The sequence below is a fragment of the Paraburkholderia dipogonis genome (assembly GCF_042680985.1).
Taxonomy (GTDB): Bacteria; Pseudomonadota; Gammaproteobacteria; order Burkholderiales; family Burkholderiaceae; genus Paraburkholderia; species Paraburkholderia phytofirmans.
In genome coordinates this window covers 20,292-37,056 of the sequence record NZ_JBHUFR010000010.1, presented here as the reverse complement: position 1 = coordinate 37,056, position 16,765 = coordinate 20,292, and the positions used below count along the sequence as shown (strand labels likewise).

The window sequence follows — 16,765 nt, the reverse complement described above, 5'->3', positions numbered from 1 at the left end:
GCGCGCCTGGTCCTGTTCTTGTTCAAGCACGGCCCGTTGGGCGCTGCGATCAGTGATGATTGCTCACGTCACGCAAATCGGGCGCCGGTTCGGGCGCGGGCTCCACGGGCGGCGGAATCTGCAGTTCCGTTTCGCGCTGCGCGAGTGTTACGAGACGCTGCGCCTCCTTGCTGCTCGAATCGATCTGCAGCGCGGTGCCGGCGTTGTGCGAGACGCAGGTCCATCGCGCGATATATCCGCAGCCTCGTGCGAGACTCAGTAGCGCGTCGCGCTGCTGTTCGCGCGTGTTCAGCGTGGAGCGCATGTTCAACGCGTCGCGATTGTTCGGTTGCACGGCGATGATCGCCGCAAGGCGCGCTCTGGTCGCCGACAGATTGTTCTGCTGCAGATTGGCCCGCGCGGCTTTGAGATGCCGCGACATATCGGCGCGTGGTTGCTCCGGCGCGTTGCCTGACTGTCCGCCGGGATTGCGCTTCGCCTCGGGTCCAACGGATGCGACGCGGCGCGAAAGCGGCGGTGCAGTGTCCGGTGCTGGAATCGGCGACGAACGCAGTGGCGCGGGCCGCACGGCGGCGATGGTCGCCGCGGTCGTGGCGCGCTGTGTGGCGGCGGTGACCGCGGGCTTTTGTGCGGCCGCAGACGGCGCAATAGCGGGCTTCTGGGTGACGACCGTGGCCGGTTTCAGGGTGACGGCAGCGGCAGGCTTCTGAACAGCGACAGCGGCAGGCTTCTGCACAGCGACAATCGCGGGCTTTTGCGGGGCGGCAGACGCGGGCCGCTGCGCGACGGTGGCCGCCGGCTTCTGCGGAACGACGACGAGCGGCGCGACATTTTGCGTCTTCACCTTGCCGGACACGGCGATTGGCGTGCCGACATTCGAGTCGTTGCTATGGATGAAACCCAGGTACACCGCCGAGGTCACCACCAACGCCGACGCGCCCAGCACGAGGGGCTGGCGCAGACGCTGATAGGCGGACACGGCGACCTCGGGCTCCTCGACGAACTCGTAGGGATTGACCAGTGCGCGCGAGGACGGATTCCAGATCCTGCGTGCCGGCAGACGGTTGTCGACGAGCGGCTGGGAGTCGTCCAATGGACTGTTCAGCGGGACTTTGAGCGAGGCAGGCGGCGCCGCACGCGCGCCGAACGAATCGGCCTGACGCCGATGGCACGAAGGACAGGGCGTGAAGCGACCGGCTAGCGGGACACCGCAGTGCCCGCATCGGAAGGGATCGTGCTGATCGGAAGTCAAGTCGCTAAGCATCGCCGTGTCGCAAAGGGGCGTCGAATGCCGGCGCCACAATCAGAAAAACAAGGCACCGTAACGAGGCATGCAAGCAGGGTTACTGTGCGACTACGTAACCCCGCGCTTGCATGCACGCGCCATACGCGGCCCAGTACTGTGTCATTGGCGGTTCGGGCGCCGGCAGCGGCGGCAGCTTCACGCTGGATGCCGCAGCCGTCTGCGCGGCGCTCGCAGCCGCCATTTCCGAGGCGCTGTTGTCCGCAGTCGTCGCCGATGCCGCGGTGGCGGCCGTAGTCGTGGTGCCCGCCGAAGTCGCGCTCGCCGCCATGGGTGCTGAGGCACCCTTCGCCGTGGCCGCCTTGGCTGCCGTGGTTGCTACGGGCGCACTCGCGCCCGGCTCGGTGGCGGCCGGCATACTCGCGCCGAACGGCGCGGACGCGAAGGTGCTGGACGGCAAAGGCGGCCGCGACGGCGCGCCGGTCGACGAAGTCTTGGTGGCAGCCGGCTTGCGCGGTGGAATCTGCGACTCGTGAACGATGTTGACCTTGGTCTGTTTGTTCGCCGCCGCGTAGCACAGCGCGGTATCGACGCTGCGCTGATAAGGGCTTTGACTTCGGATTGGATAAGTGAGCGGCTGCCATGCGAAAGCAGCACTGCTAAACACCAATAGCGTCAGTACGGTATATGTTTTGATTTGCATCGCAGTCTCTCCCGCAGCGATGTTTCGCCTTTCGTAGGCAATGGCGCTTCGCGATGTGTTCTATGCCTGCTAATTTTGCCGCTGGACGGCGGCTCACTACCGCGAAGGCTGCTTTACCGAGCGTAACACCGTGTATTGTCAACGCAATACACTGGCATAGCGCGCGAAACCGCCATCCTGCAGTCGAAACAAGACAGATCGGCGTGAAATGGCGGAAAACGTAGGGAGTATCCCCAGGCATCGCGGCCGTGCCGGGAGCGATTGGACAGCCGCGCCGCCGTGGATGATGAGGAGTCGGACATGAATCAATGGCAGTACTGCTATCGAATACTGTTGGCGGTGACATCCGCATTGTCGTTATCGGTGGCGTGGCCGCTATCGGCCGTGGCGAACGAGCAAACCGCGAACGACAATGCGCAAACCGCGGGGCAGCGAGCTTATTTCGCGCAGACATACTGCGGGATCTCGCCCGCGCGCATCGGCGCGTATAAGGAGCGCTTGCGCAAGGTGCTGCACGACGCCAGCAACTTCGACCTGCGATGGCAGACCGGCTGGCGCCGCGGCGAGAAGGACGGCATTCAGATGAACGCCCTGCGGTTGAACGATCCGCAGGAATTCGCGTCGCGAGTGAAGGCTGACTGCGAGCGGCTCAAGTGGATGGCGCAGAACGCCGTGCGGGTTCGTCCGCAGAAATGAAACGGTTAACTGGCGCTTGCGGAATGCAGAGGCATTGCGCGGCATCGTGACCAGGAGAGGACACGGATAAGGATAGCGGACGGTCTGCCGTGCCACATAAGTCCACCATCGGTTGGCGAAAACAGATGTGCCCCTGGGAAGGGGCACGGAAGCACTGCTTGCAGATCGGGCGGCTTACGGAACCGGCGGGAAGTGCCGCTTGCCGGTGTGCATCCGTAAGCGCCGGAAGCGCTCTTTCTTGTGCTCTTCGTCGAAGTGCGCAAGAGACGGTTTGATCAGATCGCTGCGAGACACGATGCCGATCAGTCGCAACGTGGTGGAGTCCGCAACCACGGGCAAACGTTCAAGACCGTGCACCGCAAGCCGCGTGGCGACGAGGCGGCAGGTTTCACCGGGCAACGCGAAAGTGGGCGAACGGTGCCGCAATATATCGGCGAGTCGCGAGTCGAGCGCATTGTGCGTCTCGTCATCACGGATTGCCTCCAGTACCGCGCGATCGACGACGCCCACCAACGCGCCTTGACGTACAACCGGATAGGCGCGATGTGTCTGCGTCGCGCCGAAGCACGTTGCCAGTGCTTCTGCCACGGACATGTCGCCATCGATTGTCTTGACCGTGCGCGACATCACCTCGTCGACGTGGTGCCGTTCGAGTGGATCGACACCGTATTCCCGGTAAATGTGATAGCCGCGCCGGGCGATTTTCTCGGTCATGATGGAACGCTTCATGACGACCGTTGCGAACCCGTGCGCGATCAGTGTCGCGGCAAGCAGCGGCAGCAGGGCGTTACTGTCGTGTGTCAGACCGAAGGCGAACACGATGGCGGTCAACGGCGCGCCCAACGTGGCGCCGAGCGTGGCCGCCATGCAGACGAGCGGCCACAGCGCGGGTTCGCCGCCCGGCAGCACGTGCCCGAGCAGGACGCCGAGTCCCGCGCCCAACATGAGCAACGGAGCCAGCACGCCGCCCGAGGTGCCCGAGCCGAGCGCGACGACCCAGATGACAGCCTTCACGACGAGGATCGCCAACGCGATCTGGATGGCAATGTGCTGATGCAACAGATCGCCGATTACGTCGTAACCGACGCCCAGCGCACGCGGTTCAAGAAAGCCGCCAATGCCGACGACAAGTCCGCCGAGCGCGGGCCACCACATCCAGTGAATCGGCAGCTTGCCGAACAGGTCCTCGACTTTATAAAGTGCGGCCGACAAGCCCGAGGCGAGCGCACCGGACAGCAAGCCGGCGATGATGCAGGACAGCAGCGACAGCGCGCCGGGCGGCGCGGTTTCGAGCGGAAACAGCGGGCCTGTGCCGAAGAATGCCGCGCGCGCAAAACCCGCGACGGCGCACGCCAGCGCGACCGGCAGAAAACTGCGCGGGCGCCATTCGAACAGCAGCAGTTCGACCGCCAGCAGCACGGCCGCCACGGGCGTGCCGAAGACCGCCGTCATGCCCGCCGCCGCGCCCGCCACCAGCAGCGTCTTGCGTTCCGCGGCGGTGACCTTCACGCACTGAGCGATAAGCGAGCCCAGCGCGCCGCCCGTCATGATGATCGGGCCTTCCGCGCCGAACGGGCCGCCGCTGCCGATCACGATGCCGGACGACAACGGTTTGAGAATCGCCACCTTCGGCGACATGCGGCTTTTGCCGAACAGGATGGCTTCAATCGCTTCGGGAATGCCGTGACCGCGAATTTTCTCCGAACCATAGCGCGCCATCAGACCGACGATCAGGCCGCCGATCACGGGGATGACCACCACCCAGACACCCAATGTATTGACGGCGGGCGAGCGGTCCGCAAACGAAAACTGCTGGAAGAAGAACAGATTGGTGAACAGATGAATCAGGCTCAGCAGCACGAATGCCGCGAGCGTGCTGAGCGCGCCGATTCCGGCGGCGAGTACGGAAATGCCGGGAAGCCGCGCGTTGGTGGAAAAATCGCGCTTATGGGTATCGAAACTCATGGGGACTCAAATATCGATCTGGGGAACGTTAAACGCGCCTTTGAGCGACTTCAGCTCGGCACGATGCATCTCGGCGAGACGGGCGAGCACCTGCTCGCCGGCTTTCAACAGATGAACCTCGACCTGGCGGCGATCCGTCTCGCTGACTTTTCTGCGGACCAGCTCGAGCGCCTCGCAGCGGGACACGAGCGCGACCACGCCGTGATGCTGCGCCTGCAGCCGTTCCGCAAGCTCGCCGACGGTCGCCCAGTCGCGCTCCGGATAACCCTTGATATGCAGAAGCAGCAGATACTGCAGCGGCGTGATGCCTTCGCCCTGAGCGGCCTGCTCGGAAAAACGCTCGAAGCGCCGCATCTGATAGCGAAACTCTGACAGTTGCTCGAAGTTCGCCTTGGTCAAGCCGCGCGCGAGTGTTTTCATCGGAGTGCCGTGGAGGAAGAGGTAAAGCGTAGATTATATCACGACGTGATATGTATGTCCGTGCTCGATCCTGGTGTGAATGACGCTGGCTATGCCGCGGTTCGCTGCCTGGCGTAAGCCTGGCGATACAGTCCCGCGATGAGATCGGCCTGCGTGATCATGCCGGCAAGCCGCTGTTGCGAGTCCAGAACCGGGATGTGGTGGTGTCCGTAGTTCGCAAACACCGGCACGAGTTCGACGATCGCGGTCGTTCCTTCGACTGTCTGAACGTCCACGTTCATCAGTGCGCCAACGAGCGGCGCTGGAGTGACATTACGCCTGAACCAGCGTTGCACGGGAGACGTCTGGCCGGGCGCTTTGCCGAATGCCCGTTTGTCCACAAGATCGGCGCGGGTCACGATGCCGATCACGTGCTGCTTCTCGTCGGTGACCGGCAGTGCCTTGATATGGCGCTGTTTCAGCAGGCTCCATGCGGCGGAAGCGCGCGTGGTTGCCGACACGGCGACGAGCGACCGCGACATGATGTCCGCGCAGGTCAGTTCATTGAACGTGCGGGCATAGGCCTGCAACTGCACGTCGCGCAGCAGGGATTCCAGATCGTCCGTGTCGATGTCGAGCAATTCGCCGCGCCGGTTCAGCACCGCTTCGAGGTCCGCGCGCGTAAAACCTTCGCTCGACGCCGAGGCCGACGCTCTCGCGCCTTTGAGCGAACTCGCCTGGGCGACGTGGGGATATCGATGCCCGGTAGCCGCGTGGTAGATGATGGCGGCGCACAGCAGCGTCACCGACTGGATCGCAATCGGCTCGGCTACGAAGCGATAGCCCAGCGCGTGCACCGCCGGACCGCCGAGCACCGCGGTCAGCGCAACCGCGCCCGACGGCGGGTGGACACAACGCAGCGCAAACATCGCACAGATCGCCAGCGCAACGGCCAAAGCGGCCGCGCCCACCGGGTCGCCGATCCAGCTTGCACAGGCCACGCCGACCGTAGCGGAGACGATATTGCCGCCGATAATCGACCACGGTTGCGCGAGCGGACTTGCCGGAACCGCGAACAGCAGCACGGCCGAAGCGCCCATTGGCGCGACGAGCAATGGAATATTTGCCGCAGGTCCGAGAAGAACGTGCATGGTCCCGCCGGTGAACGCGATGCCGAGCAACGCGCCGACACATGATCTCAGGCGTTCAGGCCACCGGACGGCCATGGGATGCGGGGCGAAGCTGGCGAGCCAGCGGATGAGAGCGTAGCGGGACAAGGTTCGAATAGAAGAATGAAGGCGATACCGCATTAGAGGAGGCCACACATTAAGGCCAAATCCTCGGGAAACGAAAGACTGCATCGTCATGATTATATTTCATTGTGATATAAAACCCCCTGTGCGGGTTGATGCAGTGCAGCAGAGCCGGGCGGTGGCCAACGGTTCCAGCGCGTCTTTCCGCAAGGCACGGATTGGCTGGCGGTGTTTGCAATCACCGCTTGATTGGATCACGTTGTGATATAAAATGAAAACAGGCCTTCTCGTGACCGGTCACTCTGCAGGAACAGTCCGGATAAAACTGCAAGGATGATTTGCCCGGATTGCACGCGCCTATGGGGACGCCGTGCTCCGATGCACGAGGCCGGTTATCGTGAAGGCCCCCGCCGTCGTTGTAGGCGACTCTCGCCGCTCGCGTGGTTCGATGCGACGACGCAGTAGAGATCGCAAAGGAGCCATCATGCTGATCACGTTTCAATCGCCGGCTACGCCCGATGTCGTCATGCTCAGGGATCTTGCCCAGTATCTGCTGGGGCTGGTGGGCAAGCGGCTCGATACGCGCGGGGTGATTCTCCATGACGAGTTGCCTCATGCAATCAGCCGTCTCGAAGCGGCGATTTCGGACGATGAAAAAGCCGAGGTCGCTCCCGAATCGCTGCAGTATTCCCGCGAACGCCGGCAGCAATCCGGCGGTGGACTTTCGCAACGTGCCTGGCCATTTCTCGACATGATGCGCGAAGCCAGCAAACAGGACGCCGACATCATCTGGGGACTGTAGGCGCCGGTTTCTCGCCGAGCCCATGCCGCGTATCTTATCGAAGGACCGGAATGAAACGATGGATTGCACACAGCCTGGTTGCCGCGGCTGTTGGTACGTGCGGCATTTACCCGTCGACGTGGGCAAATGCGCAACCTGGCGCGCAATCGCAAGAAGGCCGCCGGGGATTATGCGCAGACCATACTGATTGCCCGCAACTCGGGACGCGGCGATCGATGCCAGGCAACGCAACGGTTGCCCCATATTTCGCAGATATTCCGATGACGATTGTCGGCGTGTACGGTCATACGACGCTCGATATGCTGTCGAGCGGACCATTCATGCTCGTGAAGTGGCCAGACGGCTGTTGTCCGCAAAGCAGACGGTGGCGCCCGGCGGACACGCGGCAAGGCCACGCCGACGACGCCCAGCACGTGAACTTTCTGTGGCCGGCACTTTAGACGATCCGTGCAACGCGAACAGACACCGGACCGACTCCACCGGCAGCTTCAATCTGGTCCGTGACGCGTGTGGTTCCACCAATGCCTGCCGGTCAAACGCCGGAGAACGCGCTCACGTGGATCAACGCGCGCATCCAGCGTGACGACGAAAAGAATCACCATCACCAGCACGGCGGTCGAAACAGCAATCTGTACCAGAAGATCCATTAGCATCATTGCCTCTGTCATGGTTGCGGCGCCTGTCTCCATTCAGAAGCTCGCATCCTGATCCGGGTTCTCGCCAGCCCGTCATTCGTCTACCTTGAAGAGGACAGCGCAAGACACGCGATCAAGCAGCAATGCGTGGTTCTCTCCGGTCCACCAGCGCGCAAAAAATCCGTGCGGATGGTGTCCAATGACGATCAGGTCGACCCTCAATGAATCCGCCAGGTGGGAAATCTGATCAATGGCATTTCCGACCAAGTAGTGTCCCGTTGCGGTTACGCCCCATGCCCGCAGGCGGTCGATACCTTCACTCAGCGTTTCTTTTGCCGCCTGCTCATCGATCTCGAACTTCATCGACGACAAAACGTCGAATCCGCCGGACCAGTAGGTGCTGTCGAAGATCGACAGCAGATGGGTTTCCGCGTGCAACTGCTGAGCGAGGGACGCGCCGCAGCGCAGCGCGAGCCGTCCCTCCGGTGTAGCGTCGTAACAGAGCAGGATCCGGTTGAACGGAGCCATGGTGGATTCCTTTGCCAACTTCTGCGGGATTGTCGATTCGATCGATTGGATCGGCTCGCCACGCAATTGTTCAGGTGAACATGGGCACGGCCTCGATCAGCGCGAAGCCCAGTAACGCACCCATTGCCGCACCTAGCAGTTTGGGGTGCCAGAGCCGCAAGCGCGGCATGCTGAGCAGATCGCCGATCAGAATAGTGCCGAGTAGCGCAAATGCGATCAGCAGGTAGCTGATTTCAAAGTCGTTGTTGATGACCATTCCGCCTCCCACGCGTCACATGACTTCCTCGATTTCATTATATATCACGACGTGATAGATGTAATCAGGGGGATGAGAAGAGGAATAGCGCCCACTTGACGGGCAGAATAACTCGGACGAGTATCACAAAATGAGGTGTTTAGACGCTGGACATACGCGTGGCGCGCGGCCACGATTTGAACGGCGCAAGTTATTGCGGCGCGCTTCCCAACGCCATGTCCGCCTCGTTGCTGCCCAGCGATTGAAACAGCGCGGCCGTATCGCTTAATCGCGCCGCCTGCGCACGCGTCTGATCGAGAGCGGTCTGCAGCGCCTGGCGTTGCGTGTCGAGCAGGCTGAACTGGCTGACGCCACCCGCCGAATACTGCGCACGTGCGATGTCGAGGTTCGCTTGCGCACGCCGGGCAGCCTCGTCGCGAGCTTGCAATTCGTGCGCGTCGTCATGCAATGCCGTCAGCGCGTCTGCAACCTGTTGCAAGGCCTGAAGTACTGTTTGCTGATAGCTCGCGAACGCAGCGTCATAAGCCGCCTGGGCAGCACGTTTCTTCGCATGCAACTCGCCGCCGTGAAAAATGGGTTGGGTCAGATTCAGGCCGATATTCCAGATGTTCAGGCCATTCACAATGTCCTGAATACGCGTGCGTTCAGAGCCGATTCCCGCCGACAGCGAAAACTGTGGATACAGGTTCGCTGTCGCGACGCCCACGTTTGCGCTGGCCTGGTGCAGCAGTGCTTCGGAGGAGCGAATGTCAGGGCGTTGCCGTGCAAGTGACGATGGCAGCGTAATGGGTATCTCGGCCGGCAAATGAAGCGAGTCCAGCGTGAGTCGATCGAACTCCGCTTTGGACGGCAGGTCGCCCACCAGGATCGCAAGCTGGTGATCCGCCTGCGCAAGTTGCGTGGCGAGCGGCGGCAGCGACGCGCGCGTTTGCGCGAGCAGCGTGCGCTGGCTGTTCACGTCGAGTTGCGATACGCCTCCGGCAGCGAGGCGCGCCTCCATGATGCTGAGCTGTTGCGCCTGCGCGTCGGCGAGACGTTGCGTCAGCGAGACCTGCTGTTGCAACGAAGCGCGCTGCACCACCGTCGATACGACATTGCCTGCAATCGAAAGACGCGCTGCATCCAGTTGGAACGCCGCGTAGTCGACCTGCGCCAACGTGGCTTCGAGCGCCCGGCGATTGCCGCCGAAAACGTCGAATGTGTACGCCACTGTCACCGATGCATTGAATAGCGAAAAGGGGCCCGGGTTCTCCACATGCGGGATGCCGAACGCCGCGAGGTCGACCTGTTGACGCGTTCCGGAAATCTTTGCGTCGACGCTCGGAAATCGTGTCGCACCCGACTGCGCATTGTAGTTTTCGCGCGCCTCGATCAGCTTTGCGCGAGCTTGCGCCAGCGATGGGTTTCCGCTCAGCGCATGATCGACCAGACGGTCGAGGTCCGCCGAGTGAAATTGGCGCCACCACATCGGCAGTGGCGCATCCGCTGTCGTGAAGGTTTGAGCGGAACTCTCGGTGCCGTCGGCCAGTACTGTGCGAACCGGCTCGGCCTTGTGCGTGTAGGTTTGCGTGTCCGGTGCCGCGGGCGCGTGAAAGTCCGGACCCACTGCACAGCCGCACAGCACGAGTGAGCACAGGAAAGCGAGTTGCTTCATGATCGTATCTTCCTAGTCGAGCGTGCGCCGGTAGAAGCGCAATGCAATAGCCATGACGATTGCAGTGAACACCGCCATTGGCCAGACGGAGGGCCACAGGTCGGCCCAGCCATTGCCCTTGAGCAGGATGCCGCGAATCAGCCGGTTGAAATAGGTCAGCGGCAAGAGGTTGCCGATAAACCGTGCCCACGCCGGCATGCCCGCGAAAGGGAACATGAAGCCCGAGAGCAGAATATTGGGTAAAAAGTAGAAGACGGTGAGCTGCATCGCCTGCAACTGGTTTTGTGCGAGCGAAGAAAGCGTGATGCCCACCGTCAGATTCGCCGCAATGAAAAGCAATGCCGAGAGATAGATGGCGAGCGCGCTGCCGACAAACGGAACATGGAATACGTAGCGTGTCGCGGCAAGAATGATCGACGCCTGAATGAGCCCGATAACGACATAGGGCACGATCTTGCCGGTCATCACTTCGATTGGCAGAACGGGAGTGGCGAGCAGATTTTCCATCGTGCCGCGCTCGCGTTCGCGGGTCACGGCGAGCCCCGTCATCATGACGAGCGTCATGGTGAGGATTACGCCCATCAGTCCGGGCACCACGTTGTATTGCGTCACGCCTTCGGGGTTGTAGAGGTTGTGAACCTGCACGTCGAAGGCGTTTTGCGTGCCGTTCAGGTGTGCGAGCGGACCCGTGAGATCTTTATCCGCGACTGGTTGGACGAGTTTCGGCAGCACGCCGACGGCGGTGTTCGTTGCGGTGGGATCGGTCGCGTCGGCTTCGACCAGCAGCGACGGATGCTCGCCACGCAGCAGTTTGCGCGAGAAGTCCACGGGCACGTTGAGGACGAACTGCACCTTGCCTTGGGCGAGCGCGCGACGCCCGGCCTCTTCGTCAGGCAAGATTGCAACGATGTCGAAATAGGCCGAGTTCGTCATCGCCGCAACGAAGCTGCGGGAAAATTCGCTCTGGTCGTGGATGATGACGGCTGTCGGCAAATGCTTCGGATCGGTATTGATCGCGAAGCCGAACAGTGCAAGCTGGATGATCGGCAACCCGACGATCATGCCGAACGTAATGCGGTCACGCCTTAACTGAAGAAACTCCTTGAGGACGATGCTCCACCAGCGCGTCAGAGAGAAGGCGGTGCGATTCTTCATGACGGCGCTCCGAAGTTGTCCTTCGAATGGCTCATCAGATAGATGAATACATCTTCGAGTCCCGTGCCGATCGGTTCGATGCGCAGGGAGGTTCCGGCGACCGCTTGCCGCACCGCGTTTTCGAGCGCTTGATGATCGCGCCCGCTGACGTGCAGCGCGGAACCGAACACGACGGTCTGGTCGACGCCGGGCGTGGTACGAAGCTGTTCGGATAGCTTGCTCAGGTGTTCGCCGTGGATAGCCCACGTCGACAGACCTTGTGATTCGATCACCTCGCTCGCGGTGCCGCGCGCGAGCATCTTTCCGTAAGCGATATAAGCGAGTTTGTGACAGCGTTCCGCTTCGTCCATGTAGTGGGTACTGACGAGCACGGATATGCCGGTGGCGGCGAGGCGATGCAATTCTTCCCAGAAGTCGCGCCGCGCGGTGGGGTCCACGCCGGCGGTGGGCTCATCGAGCAGCAGCAATTTGGGCTCGTGCAACATGCAGGCGGCCAGCGCGAGCCGCTGCTTCCAGCCGCCCGATAGCGAGCCGGTCAACTGGTTCGCGCGCGTTTGCAGGCCGAGCGATTCCAGCGAGCGATCCACCGCTTCTCGCCGGTTGCGCATCTGGTAGATGCGCGCGACAAAGTCCAGATTCTCGCGGATGGTCAAGTCTTCCCAGTAGGAAAAGCGCTGCGTCATGTATCCGACATTGCGTTTGATCTGCTCGCTCTCACGCACGATGTCGTAGCCGAGGCAGGTGCCGCTGCCTGAATCCGGCGTGAGCAATCCGCACATGAGGCGGATGGAGGTCGTCTTGCCGCTGCCGTTCGGCCCGAGAAAGCCGAAGATTTCGCCACGGCCGACCTGCAGCGAGACATTATTGACGACGTGTTTGTTGCCGAAGCGCTTGTTCAGGTCATGCACGTCGATCACATACTGTTGGGCGTCGTCGTTCATTGCAGCACCACCGAGACAGGTTGGCCCGGGTGAAGCTTAGTTGCATCCGCAACCGACGGGTGGGCTTCGACCATGAACACGAGCTTGGCGCGGCTCTCGTTGCTATAGATGACCGGCGGCGTGTATTCGGCCTGACTCGACACATAAGTGATCTTCGCGGGCACGTCAGCCGCGCAGCCGTCGCAATGCAGCGTCACGCCGCGATTGAGCGCCAGTTGGCCGACGATCGTTTCCGGAACGAAGAAACGCACCTTGACGTTCTGCGGCGGCAGCATCTGGACGACCGGAGTGCCGGCGGGCACCCATTCACCCTGGCGATAGAGCGTGTCATAGACGAGGCCTTCTGATGGGGCGGCGACGCGTTTCTGATCGAGTTTCCATTGGGCTTGCGCGACTGCGGCGTTGGCGGCGGCTACTTGCGCTTCCTGCCCGACGATCTGTTGTGAACGGGCCGGCAGGCGAGCCACGTCGACCTGGTGCGTGAGCTCCCGAACCTGCGCGGCGGTCGACTCGGCGTTGGCGCGCGAATCGTCGAGTTGAGCTTTTGCGATGCCGCCTGCGCGGTATTGGGCTTCGTCGCGCGTCAGTTGCAGCGCCGCCTTGCGAGCGTTGGCAACGGCCTCGGCCAGCTGCGCACGGTTGACGTCGACCTCGGGTGCGCGCTTGCCCGTCCGGATGTCCGCGAGTTGAGCGCGGGCTGCCGCGAGTTGCTGCTGCGCCTCTTCGAGCGCGTGGGCTTCGTCGTCGGATTCAAGGGAAAATAGCGAGGCGTTCGCCTTGACCGTTTGGCCGCGAGAGACTGATAGCGCCGTGAGCTTGCCGGCCTGCGAGGAGCCGAGGTAGACGAATTCACCTTCGACGTAGCCCTGATAGGTTGCGGTTTCGTGCCGCGAACAGGCCGATAACAGAGCGGCGAGCAGCACCGATAGTGCGGTCCAGGCAATTCGTTGCGCTCGTTTGGAGTTAGACAAGACTTCCACAGAGAGTCGTTTATTTAGTGAGTAATACATAATTAAAATCCCATGGAACCGCGACCGGCACATCAGGCGGATCGACTCAGCACGAGAAGAAGCACGCGGCGAGCGCAATCTGCAATCTCCGCGAGGGCGATCCGGCTGCCTTGGTGACTCGGCGTTCCATGCCGGTGCATCCGTTCGCGGACCGGACGCAGATGAAGTAGAATTAATGCTATGCGAATTTGAATTCAAATTCAAACTGTTTCTGGAATGACAGCCTTCGACTATGCCGACGAGTCCGAAAAAAACAACCGCGACGCAGCCTAAGCGGGCCTCGCGCCAAGACGGCGCGGCGACCCGTCAGCACCTGCTCGAGACTGCGGGCCGGGTGTTTGCCGAACGTGGTTTCGCGGATGCCACCAGCAAGGAAATTTGCGAGCGTGCCGGCACACCGATGGCGTCGGTGAACTATCACTTTGGCAGCAGGGAGGCGCTCTACGAAGCGGCGCTGGTCGAGGCACACCGGCAAGTCGTGGGTCTTGACGAGCTGGCGGCGCTTGTCGCGGGCCTCGACGATCCCAGGGATCGGTTGCGTGCCATCCTTTCCCGATTCCTGGGTCTTTCAACGAGCACAGGCACGCCTTGGGGCTTCATGCTGATGTTGCGCGAAGTGCTGTCGCCGTCGAAAGCTATCCCGGCGCTCATCGAGAAAGCGGTGCGTCCGAAAGCCGCTCTCCTGCTCAAGGTGATCGGCGAAGTGCTGGGTCTGGACCCGACCACGCCCGTGGTTCAGCGGGCTTTGATGTTTACCGTGTTGCCCTGCGTCGCCATGATGATCGCGCCCAAGCAGATGCAGTCGGCGCTGTTGCCGGCTGTCGCAAAGGACAAGGATGCGCTTGCAGAGGATTTTGTGCGGTTCGTGCTGGCAGGGCTCGATGCGATTGCACTCGCTCATCGTTCAGAGGCAAGGTGAGTCCGACATTTCAGCCAGCTTCTTCCACGGGTGTTGCTTGCGTGACGGTAGCCAGAATCATCGCTTTGACATTTCGTGGTGCAGGTCGAGCATGCCTCGGTCGATACACGGCATCGCCTCTTGCAACCTTCTGGCCGCTCAGCGCGCAAACCCCGGCTTTCCTCGCGATGCAGCGCCGACAAGTGCAGCCAGGGCAGAGATAACCGATGCGTTCATGGACTATTCTCACGTTGTCATTCAGCTATCCATAATAATGGCCGTGGTGTGTATTTTTGGAGTCGCCGCGCCGGCGAGCGTTCGTATCGTTGGTCAGCTTTGGACCATGACCACGCGCGCCTGGATCTTACCGTCGACCGGCCCCGTCCCGAAGCGCTTGGCAATCGCAGTGGCGCACGCTGACGTCGCGTCATCCACAGCGCCGCCGGAGCGCGCCACGATCTCGCTGCGCAGAGGCGTTCCCTGACAAAGGCCGACGGCCGGCACAAGCGCCGATGCCGCACGACTGCGCGCCGCAATGGTCTCGAAGCGTGGAGCCTCTCGGAAGCCCGCATTGACCAGGTCGCGTGAAATGATCGCCGGGTCGAAATAACCGTACGGCGTGCGCGCTAAGAAAAGTGGCGGATCCGCCGGGAAGAGACCGGTGAGCGTCGTCGTGACGATATTGGCAAACTCGTTTTCTTCAATGCGATCCCAGACGTTGAACAACAGCGCGCCGTCGCGACGAAGCACGCGCCGAGCTTCGGAAAACGCATGCGCCTTGTCCGGAAAAAACATGGCCCCGAACTGGCAGACGACGACGTCGAAACTCGCGTCGTCGAACGGCAGGTGGGTCGCGTCTGCCTGTTGCCACCTCACTGGTCTCGAAGTGCCGATTGCAGCGGCGCGATCGAGCATCGGCTGATTCAGGTCGGTTGCAATCAGCTCGACATGCATGGGTAGCGCATGCGCCATCGCGCGGGTCACTACGCCCGTGCCGGCCGCGGTCTCGAGCACGCGTGACGGATGACGCCCGGCGACCCGGTTCGCCAGATCCGCGGCGTAGGGTTCAAAGAGCATCGGAACAAGGTGGCTCTCATAGAGTTCGGCGATCGAGCCGGTGAAGCGAGTATCGGTACCGAAGCTGTTCATACGCCTCCCCACTGCATTTCAGGCAATGTTAGGCGCAGCGGGGCGAATTGAACAGTCGTCTCACCGGGGGCTTCTTTGCTGCCCGCTTTGCGTACCCTTCGAGCGCCCATTGGTTGCGCCACGGCGCGGCTACCGTGCATCCAGCGCGTTAGAATTAACCGGGATGAAGGCGCAGTACGGCCTGCCAACGTCGAGACTCACCAACGGTGCCGACGTTTCCGTAATCCGTCTTCGACACACTACGCTCGCAGCCAGCGATGCCGAATCATTGACGACCATGGCCGAATCCAATCCACCACTCACTTCGTCTGCGGCGCCGGCCGGCACGGACACGTTGCAGGATCCGGCGCTGCTGCGTCGGCTGCTGCGCGCCAAAGACCGAATGGACGCGGCTTCGCACGAGGCTTGGCCGGTCGAACGGCTGGCCGCGGTCAGTGGCGTTTCCGAGGCCCATTTCGCGCGTTCCTTCAAGCGGGCTTTCGGCATCCCGCCACATCGCTACCTGCTGACGCGGCGCATCGAGCAAGCCAATACGCTGCTGCGCGACACGGCGCTCAGCATCACGGAAATCGCCTTCGCCACTGGCTGGGAGAGCCTGGGCACCTTTGGCCGCGTCTTCCGCGACATCAACGGTCGGAGCCCCAGCGCCATGCGCCGCGAGGCGCAGGCCGGCATGCAGCAGCTCGACCGCGTACCCGCCTGCGTTCTGAAGGCCGCCCAGCGTCCCGATCTCACCATCGCAGTTTTGGAGAAGCGTCGCCGCTCGGTCAAAGGTACATTGCCCACATCAACCAAGGAGGTCTCATGAACCAGGGTATCAGTGTGGTGGGCTTGTACGTCGACGATCAGGACGAAGCACTCAAGTTCTATGTCGACAAACTCGGATTCCGCGTCCATACGGACGTGGTCAACGGCGCCTACCGGTGGCTAACGGTGCAGCATCCGGATCAGCCTTCGTTCCAGCTCGGGCTGTTCAGACCCGGTCCGCCCATCCATGACGACGCCACCGCGCAGACCCTGCGTGCGATGGTCGCGAAGGGCGCCATGCCGCCGCTCGTCCTGCTGGTGTCCGATTGCCGCGCGAGCTACGCCCGGCTAAAGGCAAGTGGCGTGGAATTCACCCAGGAGCCGGTGGACCGCTTCGGCAGCGTCGATGCGGGTTTTCGCGACCCCGCCGGTAACGGTTGGAAGATGATTCAGGAGCCGCGGAGCGGGACGTGAGAAACTATTCAGACGTCGTTGCGAGTCGGATAGTGCTCTTTCACTTCATTGGTCGACCACACTCGTTTCCCATTGACACGTTGGAGTTGATGGCGCGTTCCGCCTCGCTATTGTCGAGGGCTTTTGCCGCGTGAGCACGGCGTTGTAAAGGGCGACGCAGCGTGTGTATAGCTGGTCGCCTACGGGCGTGTCAGCCGATGGCTCCGTCGGTGGAATCGCGAACGACATCAGGATTCGCCGCGCGACTTCTGGAGCGC

20 protein-coding genes are annotated in these 16,765 nt (G+C 62.0%); 7 read left to right on the top strand and 13 right to left on the bottom strand.

Annotated features, from left to right (window positions below; translation table 11 throughout):
* Positions 1–49: 49 nt before the first annotated feature.
* Positions 50–1,093 carry a hypothetical protein gene (locus ACFSNN_RS12700; RefSeq protein WP_244322782.1) on the bottom strand — a complete coding sequence of 348 codons (1,044 nt, stop codon included), beginning with the start codon at positions 1,091–1,093 and terminating at the stop codon, positions 50–52.
* A 250-nt stretch (positions 1,094–1,343) separates the two neighbouring features.
* Complete coding sequence (locus ACFSNN_RS12695) at positions 1,344–1,946, bottom strand: hypothetical protein (protein ID WP_134457023.1); 603 nt, start codon at positions 1,944–1,946, stop codon at positions 1,344–1,346.
* Between the two features lie 300 nt (positions 1,947–2,246).
* Here ACFSNN_RS12695 and ACFSNN_RS12690 point away from each other — a divergent pair, with 300 nt between their 5' ends.
* Entirely contained in the window at positions 2,247–2,642 is a 396-nt protein-coding gene (locus ACFSNN_RS12690) for a hypothetical protein (protein WP_134457022.1), read from the top strand.
* Positions 2,643–2,816: 174 nt separating this feature from the next.
* On the opposite strand, the gene ACFSNN_RS12685 is transcribed toward ACFSNN_RS12690, so the two are convergent.
* The 3 genes from ACFSNN_RS12685 to ACFSNN_RS12675 form a co-directional block, all read right to left on the bottom strand.
* On the bottom strand, positions 2,817–4,607 hold the full coding sequence (locus ACFSNN_RS12685; RefSeq protein ID WP_134457021.1) for a chloride channel protein: 1,791 nt from the start codon (positions 4,605–4,607) through the stop codon (positions 2,817–2,819).
* A 6-nt stretch (positions 4,608–4,613) separates the two neighbouring features.
* Positions 4,614–5,027: a MarR family winged helix-turn-helix transcriptional regulator gene (locus tag ACFSNN_RS12680; protein WP_134457020.1), complete on the bottom strand. Its 414-nt coding sequence runs from the start codon at positions 5,025–5,027 to the stop codon at positions 4,614–4,616.
* Positions 5,028–5,116: 89 nt separating this feature from the next.
* Complete coding sequence (locus ACFSNN_RS12675; RefSeq protein ID WP_208949483.1) at positions 5,117–6,283, bottom strand: HPP family protein; 1,167 nt, start codon at positions 6,281–6,283, stop codon at positions 5,117–5,119.
* 460 nt (positions 6,284–6,743) lie between these two features.
* Between ACFSNN_RS12675 and ACFSNN_RS12670 the strand changes: the two genes are divergently transcribed.
* The 3 genes from ACFSNN_RS12670 (at position 6,744) to ACFSNN_RS12660 (ending at position 7,711) form a co-directional block, all read left to right on the top strand.
* Positions 6,744–7,061, top strand: a complete 318-nt coding sequence (locus ACFSNN_RS12670; protein WP_134457019.1) for a DUF1840 domain-containing protein — start codon at positions 6,744–6,746, stop codon at positions 7,059–7,061.
* A gap of 215 nt (positions 7,062–7,276) precedes the next feature.
* Entirely contained in the window at positions 7,277–7,501 is a 225-nt protein-coding gene (locus ACFSNN_RS12665; protein WP_377779177.1) for a hypothetical protein, read from the top strand.
* Positions 7,502–7,582: 81 nt separating this feature from the next.
* On the top strand, positions 7,583–7,711 hold the full coding sequence (locus tag ACFSNN_RS12660; protein ID WP_279631123.1) for a hypothetical protein: 129 nt from the start codon (positions 7,583–7,585) through the stop codon (positions 7,709–7,711).
* A gap of 78 nt (positions 7,712–7,789) precedes the next feature.
* Here ACFSNN_RS12660 and ACFSNN_RS12655 read toward each other — a convergent pair whose 3' ends face one another.
* From ACFSNN_RS12655 to ACFSNN_RS12630, 6 genes are all read right to left on the bottom strand, one after another.
* Complete coding sequence (locus tag ACFSNN_RS12655) at positions 7,790–8,224, bottom strand: universal stress protein (RefSeq protein ID WP_134457017.1); 435 nt, start codon at positions 8,222–8,224, stop codon at positions 7,790–7,792.
* Positions 8,225–8,294: 70 nt separating this feature from the next.
* The gene (locus ACFSNN_RS12650) at positions 8,295–8,480 is read right to left on the bottom strand and encodes a hypothetical protein (protein WP_134457016.1); all 186 of its coding nucleotides are present in this window, start codon (positions 8,478–8,480) and stop codon (positions 8,295–8,297) included.
* A 190-nt stretch (positions 8,481–8,670) separates the two neighbouring features.
* Positions 8,671–10,134: an efflux transporter outer membrane subunit gene (locus ACFSNN_RS12645; protein ID WP_134457015.1), complete on the bottom strand. Its 1,464-nt coding sequence runs from the start codon at positions 10,132–10,134 to the stop codon at positions 8,671–8,673.
* Positions 10,135–10,146: 12 nt separating this feature from the next.
* Positions 10,147–11,289: an ABC transporter permease gene (locus ACFSNN_RS12640; RefSeq protein WP_134457014.1), complete on the bottom strand. Its 1,143-nt coding sequence runs from the start codon at positions 11,287–11,289 to the stop codon at positions 10,147–10,149.
* Positions 11,286–12,230 (bottom strand): ABC transporter ATP-binding protein, encoded by a 945-nt coding sequence (locus tag ACFSNN_RS12635; protein ID WP_134457013.1) that lies wholly within the window; start codon positions 12,228–12,230, stop codon positions 11,286–11,288. The genes ACFSNN_RS12640 and ACFSNN_RS12635 overlap by 4 nt, the downstream gene beginning before the upstream one ends.
* On the bottom strand, positions 12,227–13,240 hold the full coding sequence (locus ACFSNN_RS12630) for an HlyD family secretion protein (RefSeq protein ID WP_134459000.1): 1,014 nt from the start codon (positions 13,238–13,240) through the stop codon (positions 12,227–12,229). Before ACFSNN_RS12630 ends, ACFSNN_RS12635 begins: the two co-directional genes overlap by 4 nt.
* A gap of 232 nt (positions 13,241–13,472) precedes the next feature.
* Between ACFSNN_RS12630 and ACFSNN_RS12625 the strand changes: the two genes are divergently transcribed.
* Positions 13,473–14,159, top strand: coding sequence for a TetR/AcrR family transcriptional regulator (locus ACFSNN_RS12625; RefSeq protein WP_134457012.1), 687 nt, complete (start codon positions 13,473–13,475; stop codon positions 14,157–14,159).
* 10 nt (positions 14,160–14,169) lie between these two features.
* Here the strand turns inward: ACFSNN_RS12625 and ACFSNN_RS12620 are convergent, their stop codons facing one another.
* On the bottom strand, positions 14,170–14,388 hold the full coding sequence (locus ACFSNN_RS12620; protein WP_244322779.1) for a DUF3331 domain-containing protein: 219 nt from the start codon (positions 14,386–14,388) through the stop codon (positions 14,170–14,172).
* An 80-nt stretch (positions 14,389–14,468) separates the two neighbouring features.
* Positions 14,469–15,287 (bottom strand): class I SAM-dependent methyltransferase, encoded by an 819-nt coding sequence (locus ACFSNN_RS12615; protein ID WP_134457011.1) that lies wholly within the window; start codon positions 15,285–15,287, stop codon positions 14,469–14,471.
* A 277-nt stretch (positions 15,288–15,564) separates the two neighbouring features.
* Between ACFSNN_RS12615 and ACFSNN_RS12610 the strand changes: the two genes are divergently transcribed.
* On the top strand, positions 15,565–16,095 hold the full coding sequence (locus ACFSNN_RS12610) for a helix-turn-helix domain-containing protein (protein ID WP_134458996.1): 531 nt from the start codon (positions 15,565–15,567) through the stop codon (positions 16,093–16,095).
* Complete coding sequence (locus ACFSNN_RS12605) at positions 16,092–16,508, top strand: VOC family protein (RefSeq protein WP_134457010.1); 417 nt, start codon at positions 16,092–16,094, stop codon at positions 16,506–16,508. Before ACFSNN_RS12610 ends, ACFSNN_RS12605 begins: the two co-directional genes overlap by 4 nt.
* Positions 16,509–16,765 lie beyond the last annotated feature (257 nt).

What these genes read in the sequence shown, in the direction of transcription:
- ACFSNN_RS12635 (WP_134457013.1), bottom strand. Translation starts at nt 12,230, where the DNA reads ATGAACGACGACGCCCAACAGTATGTGATCGACGTGCATGACCTGAAC.
- ACFSNN_RS12610 (WP_134458996.1), top strand. Translation starts at nt 15,565, where the DNA reads ATGGCCGAATCCAATCCACCACTCACTTCGTCTGCGGCGCCGGCCGGC.
- ACFSNN_RS12605 (WP_134457010.1), top strand. Translation starts at nt 16,092, where the DNA reads ATGAACCAGGGTATCAGTGTGGTGGGCTTGTACGTCGACGATCAGGAC.
- ACFSNN_RS12670 (WP_134457019.1), top strand. Translation starts at nt 6,744, where the DNA reads ATGCTGATCACGTTTCAATCGCCGGCTACGCCCGATGTCGTCATGCTC.
- ACFSNN_RS12690 (WP_134457022.1), top strand. Translation starts at nt 2,247, where the DNA reads ATGAATCAATGGCAGTACTGCTATCGAATACTGTTGGCGGTGACATCC.
- ACFSNN_RS12695 (WP_134457023.1), bottom strand. Translation starts at nt 1,946, where the DNA reads ATGCAAATCAAAACATATACCGTACTGACGCTATTGGTGTTTAGCAGT.
- ACFSNN_RS12640 (WP_134457014.1), bottom strand. Translation starts at nt 11,289, where the DNA reads ATGAAGAATCGCACCGCCTTCTCTCTGACGCGCTGGTGGAGCATCGTC.
- ACFSNN_RS12625 (WP_134457012.1), top strand. Translation starts at nt 13,473, where the DNA reads ATGCCGACGAGTCCGAAAAAAACAACCGCGACGCAGCCTAAGCGGGCC.
- ACFSNN_RS12665 (WP_377779177.1), top strand. Translation starts at nt 7,277, where the DNA reads ATGCCAGGCAACGCAACGGTTGCCCCATATTTCGCAGATATTCCGATG.
- ACFSNN_RS12645 (WP_134457015.1), bottom strand. Translation starts at nt 10,134, where the DNA reads ATGAAGCAACTCGCTTTCCTGTGCTCACTCGTGCTGTGCGGCTGTGCA.
- ACFSNN_RS12630 (WP_134459000.1), bottom strand. Translation starts at nt 13,240, where the DNA reads ATGTATTACTCACTAAATAAACGACTCTCTGTGGAAGTCTTGTCTAAC.
- ACFSNN_RS12680 (WP_134457020.1), bottom strand. Translation starts at nt 5,027, where the DNA reads ATGAAAACACTCGCGCGCGGCTTGACCAAGGCGAACTTCGAGCAACTG.
- ACFSNN_RS12655 (WP_134457017.1), bottom strand. Translation starts at nt 8,224, where the DNA reads ATGGCTCCGTTCAACCGGATCCTGCTCTGTTACGACGCTACACCGGAG.
- ACFSNN_RS12685 (WP_134457021.1), bottom strand. Translation starts at nt 4,607, where the DNA reads ATGAGTTTCGATACCCATAAGCGCGATTTTTCCACCAACGCGCGGCTT.
- ACFSNN_RS12650 (WP_134457016.1), bottom strand. Translation starts at nt 8,480, where the DNA reads ATGGTCATCAACAACGACTTTGAAATCAGCTACCTGCTGATCGCATTT.
- ACFSNN_RS12615 (WP_134457011.1), bottom strand. Translation starts at nt 15,287, where the DNA reads ATGAACAGCTTCGGTACCGATACTCGCTTCACCGGCTCGATCGCCGAA.
- ACFSNN_RS12660 (WP_279631123.1), top strand. Translation starts at nt 7,583, where the DNA reads ATGCCTGCCGGTCAAACGCCGGAGAACGCGCTCACGTGGATCAACGCG.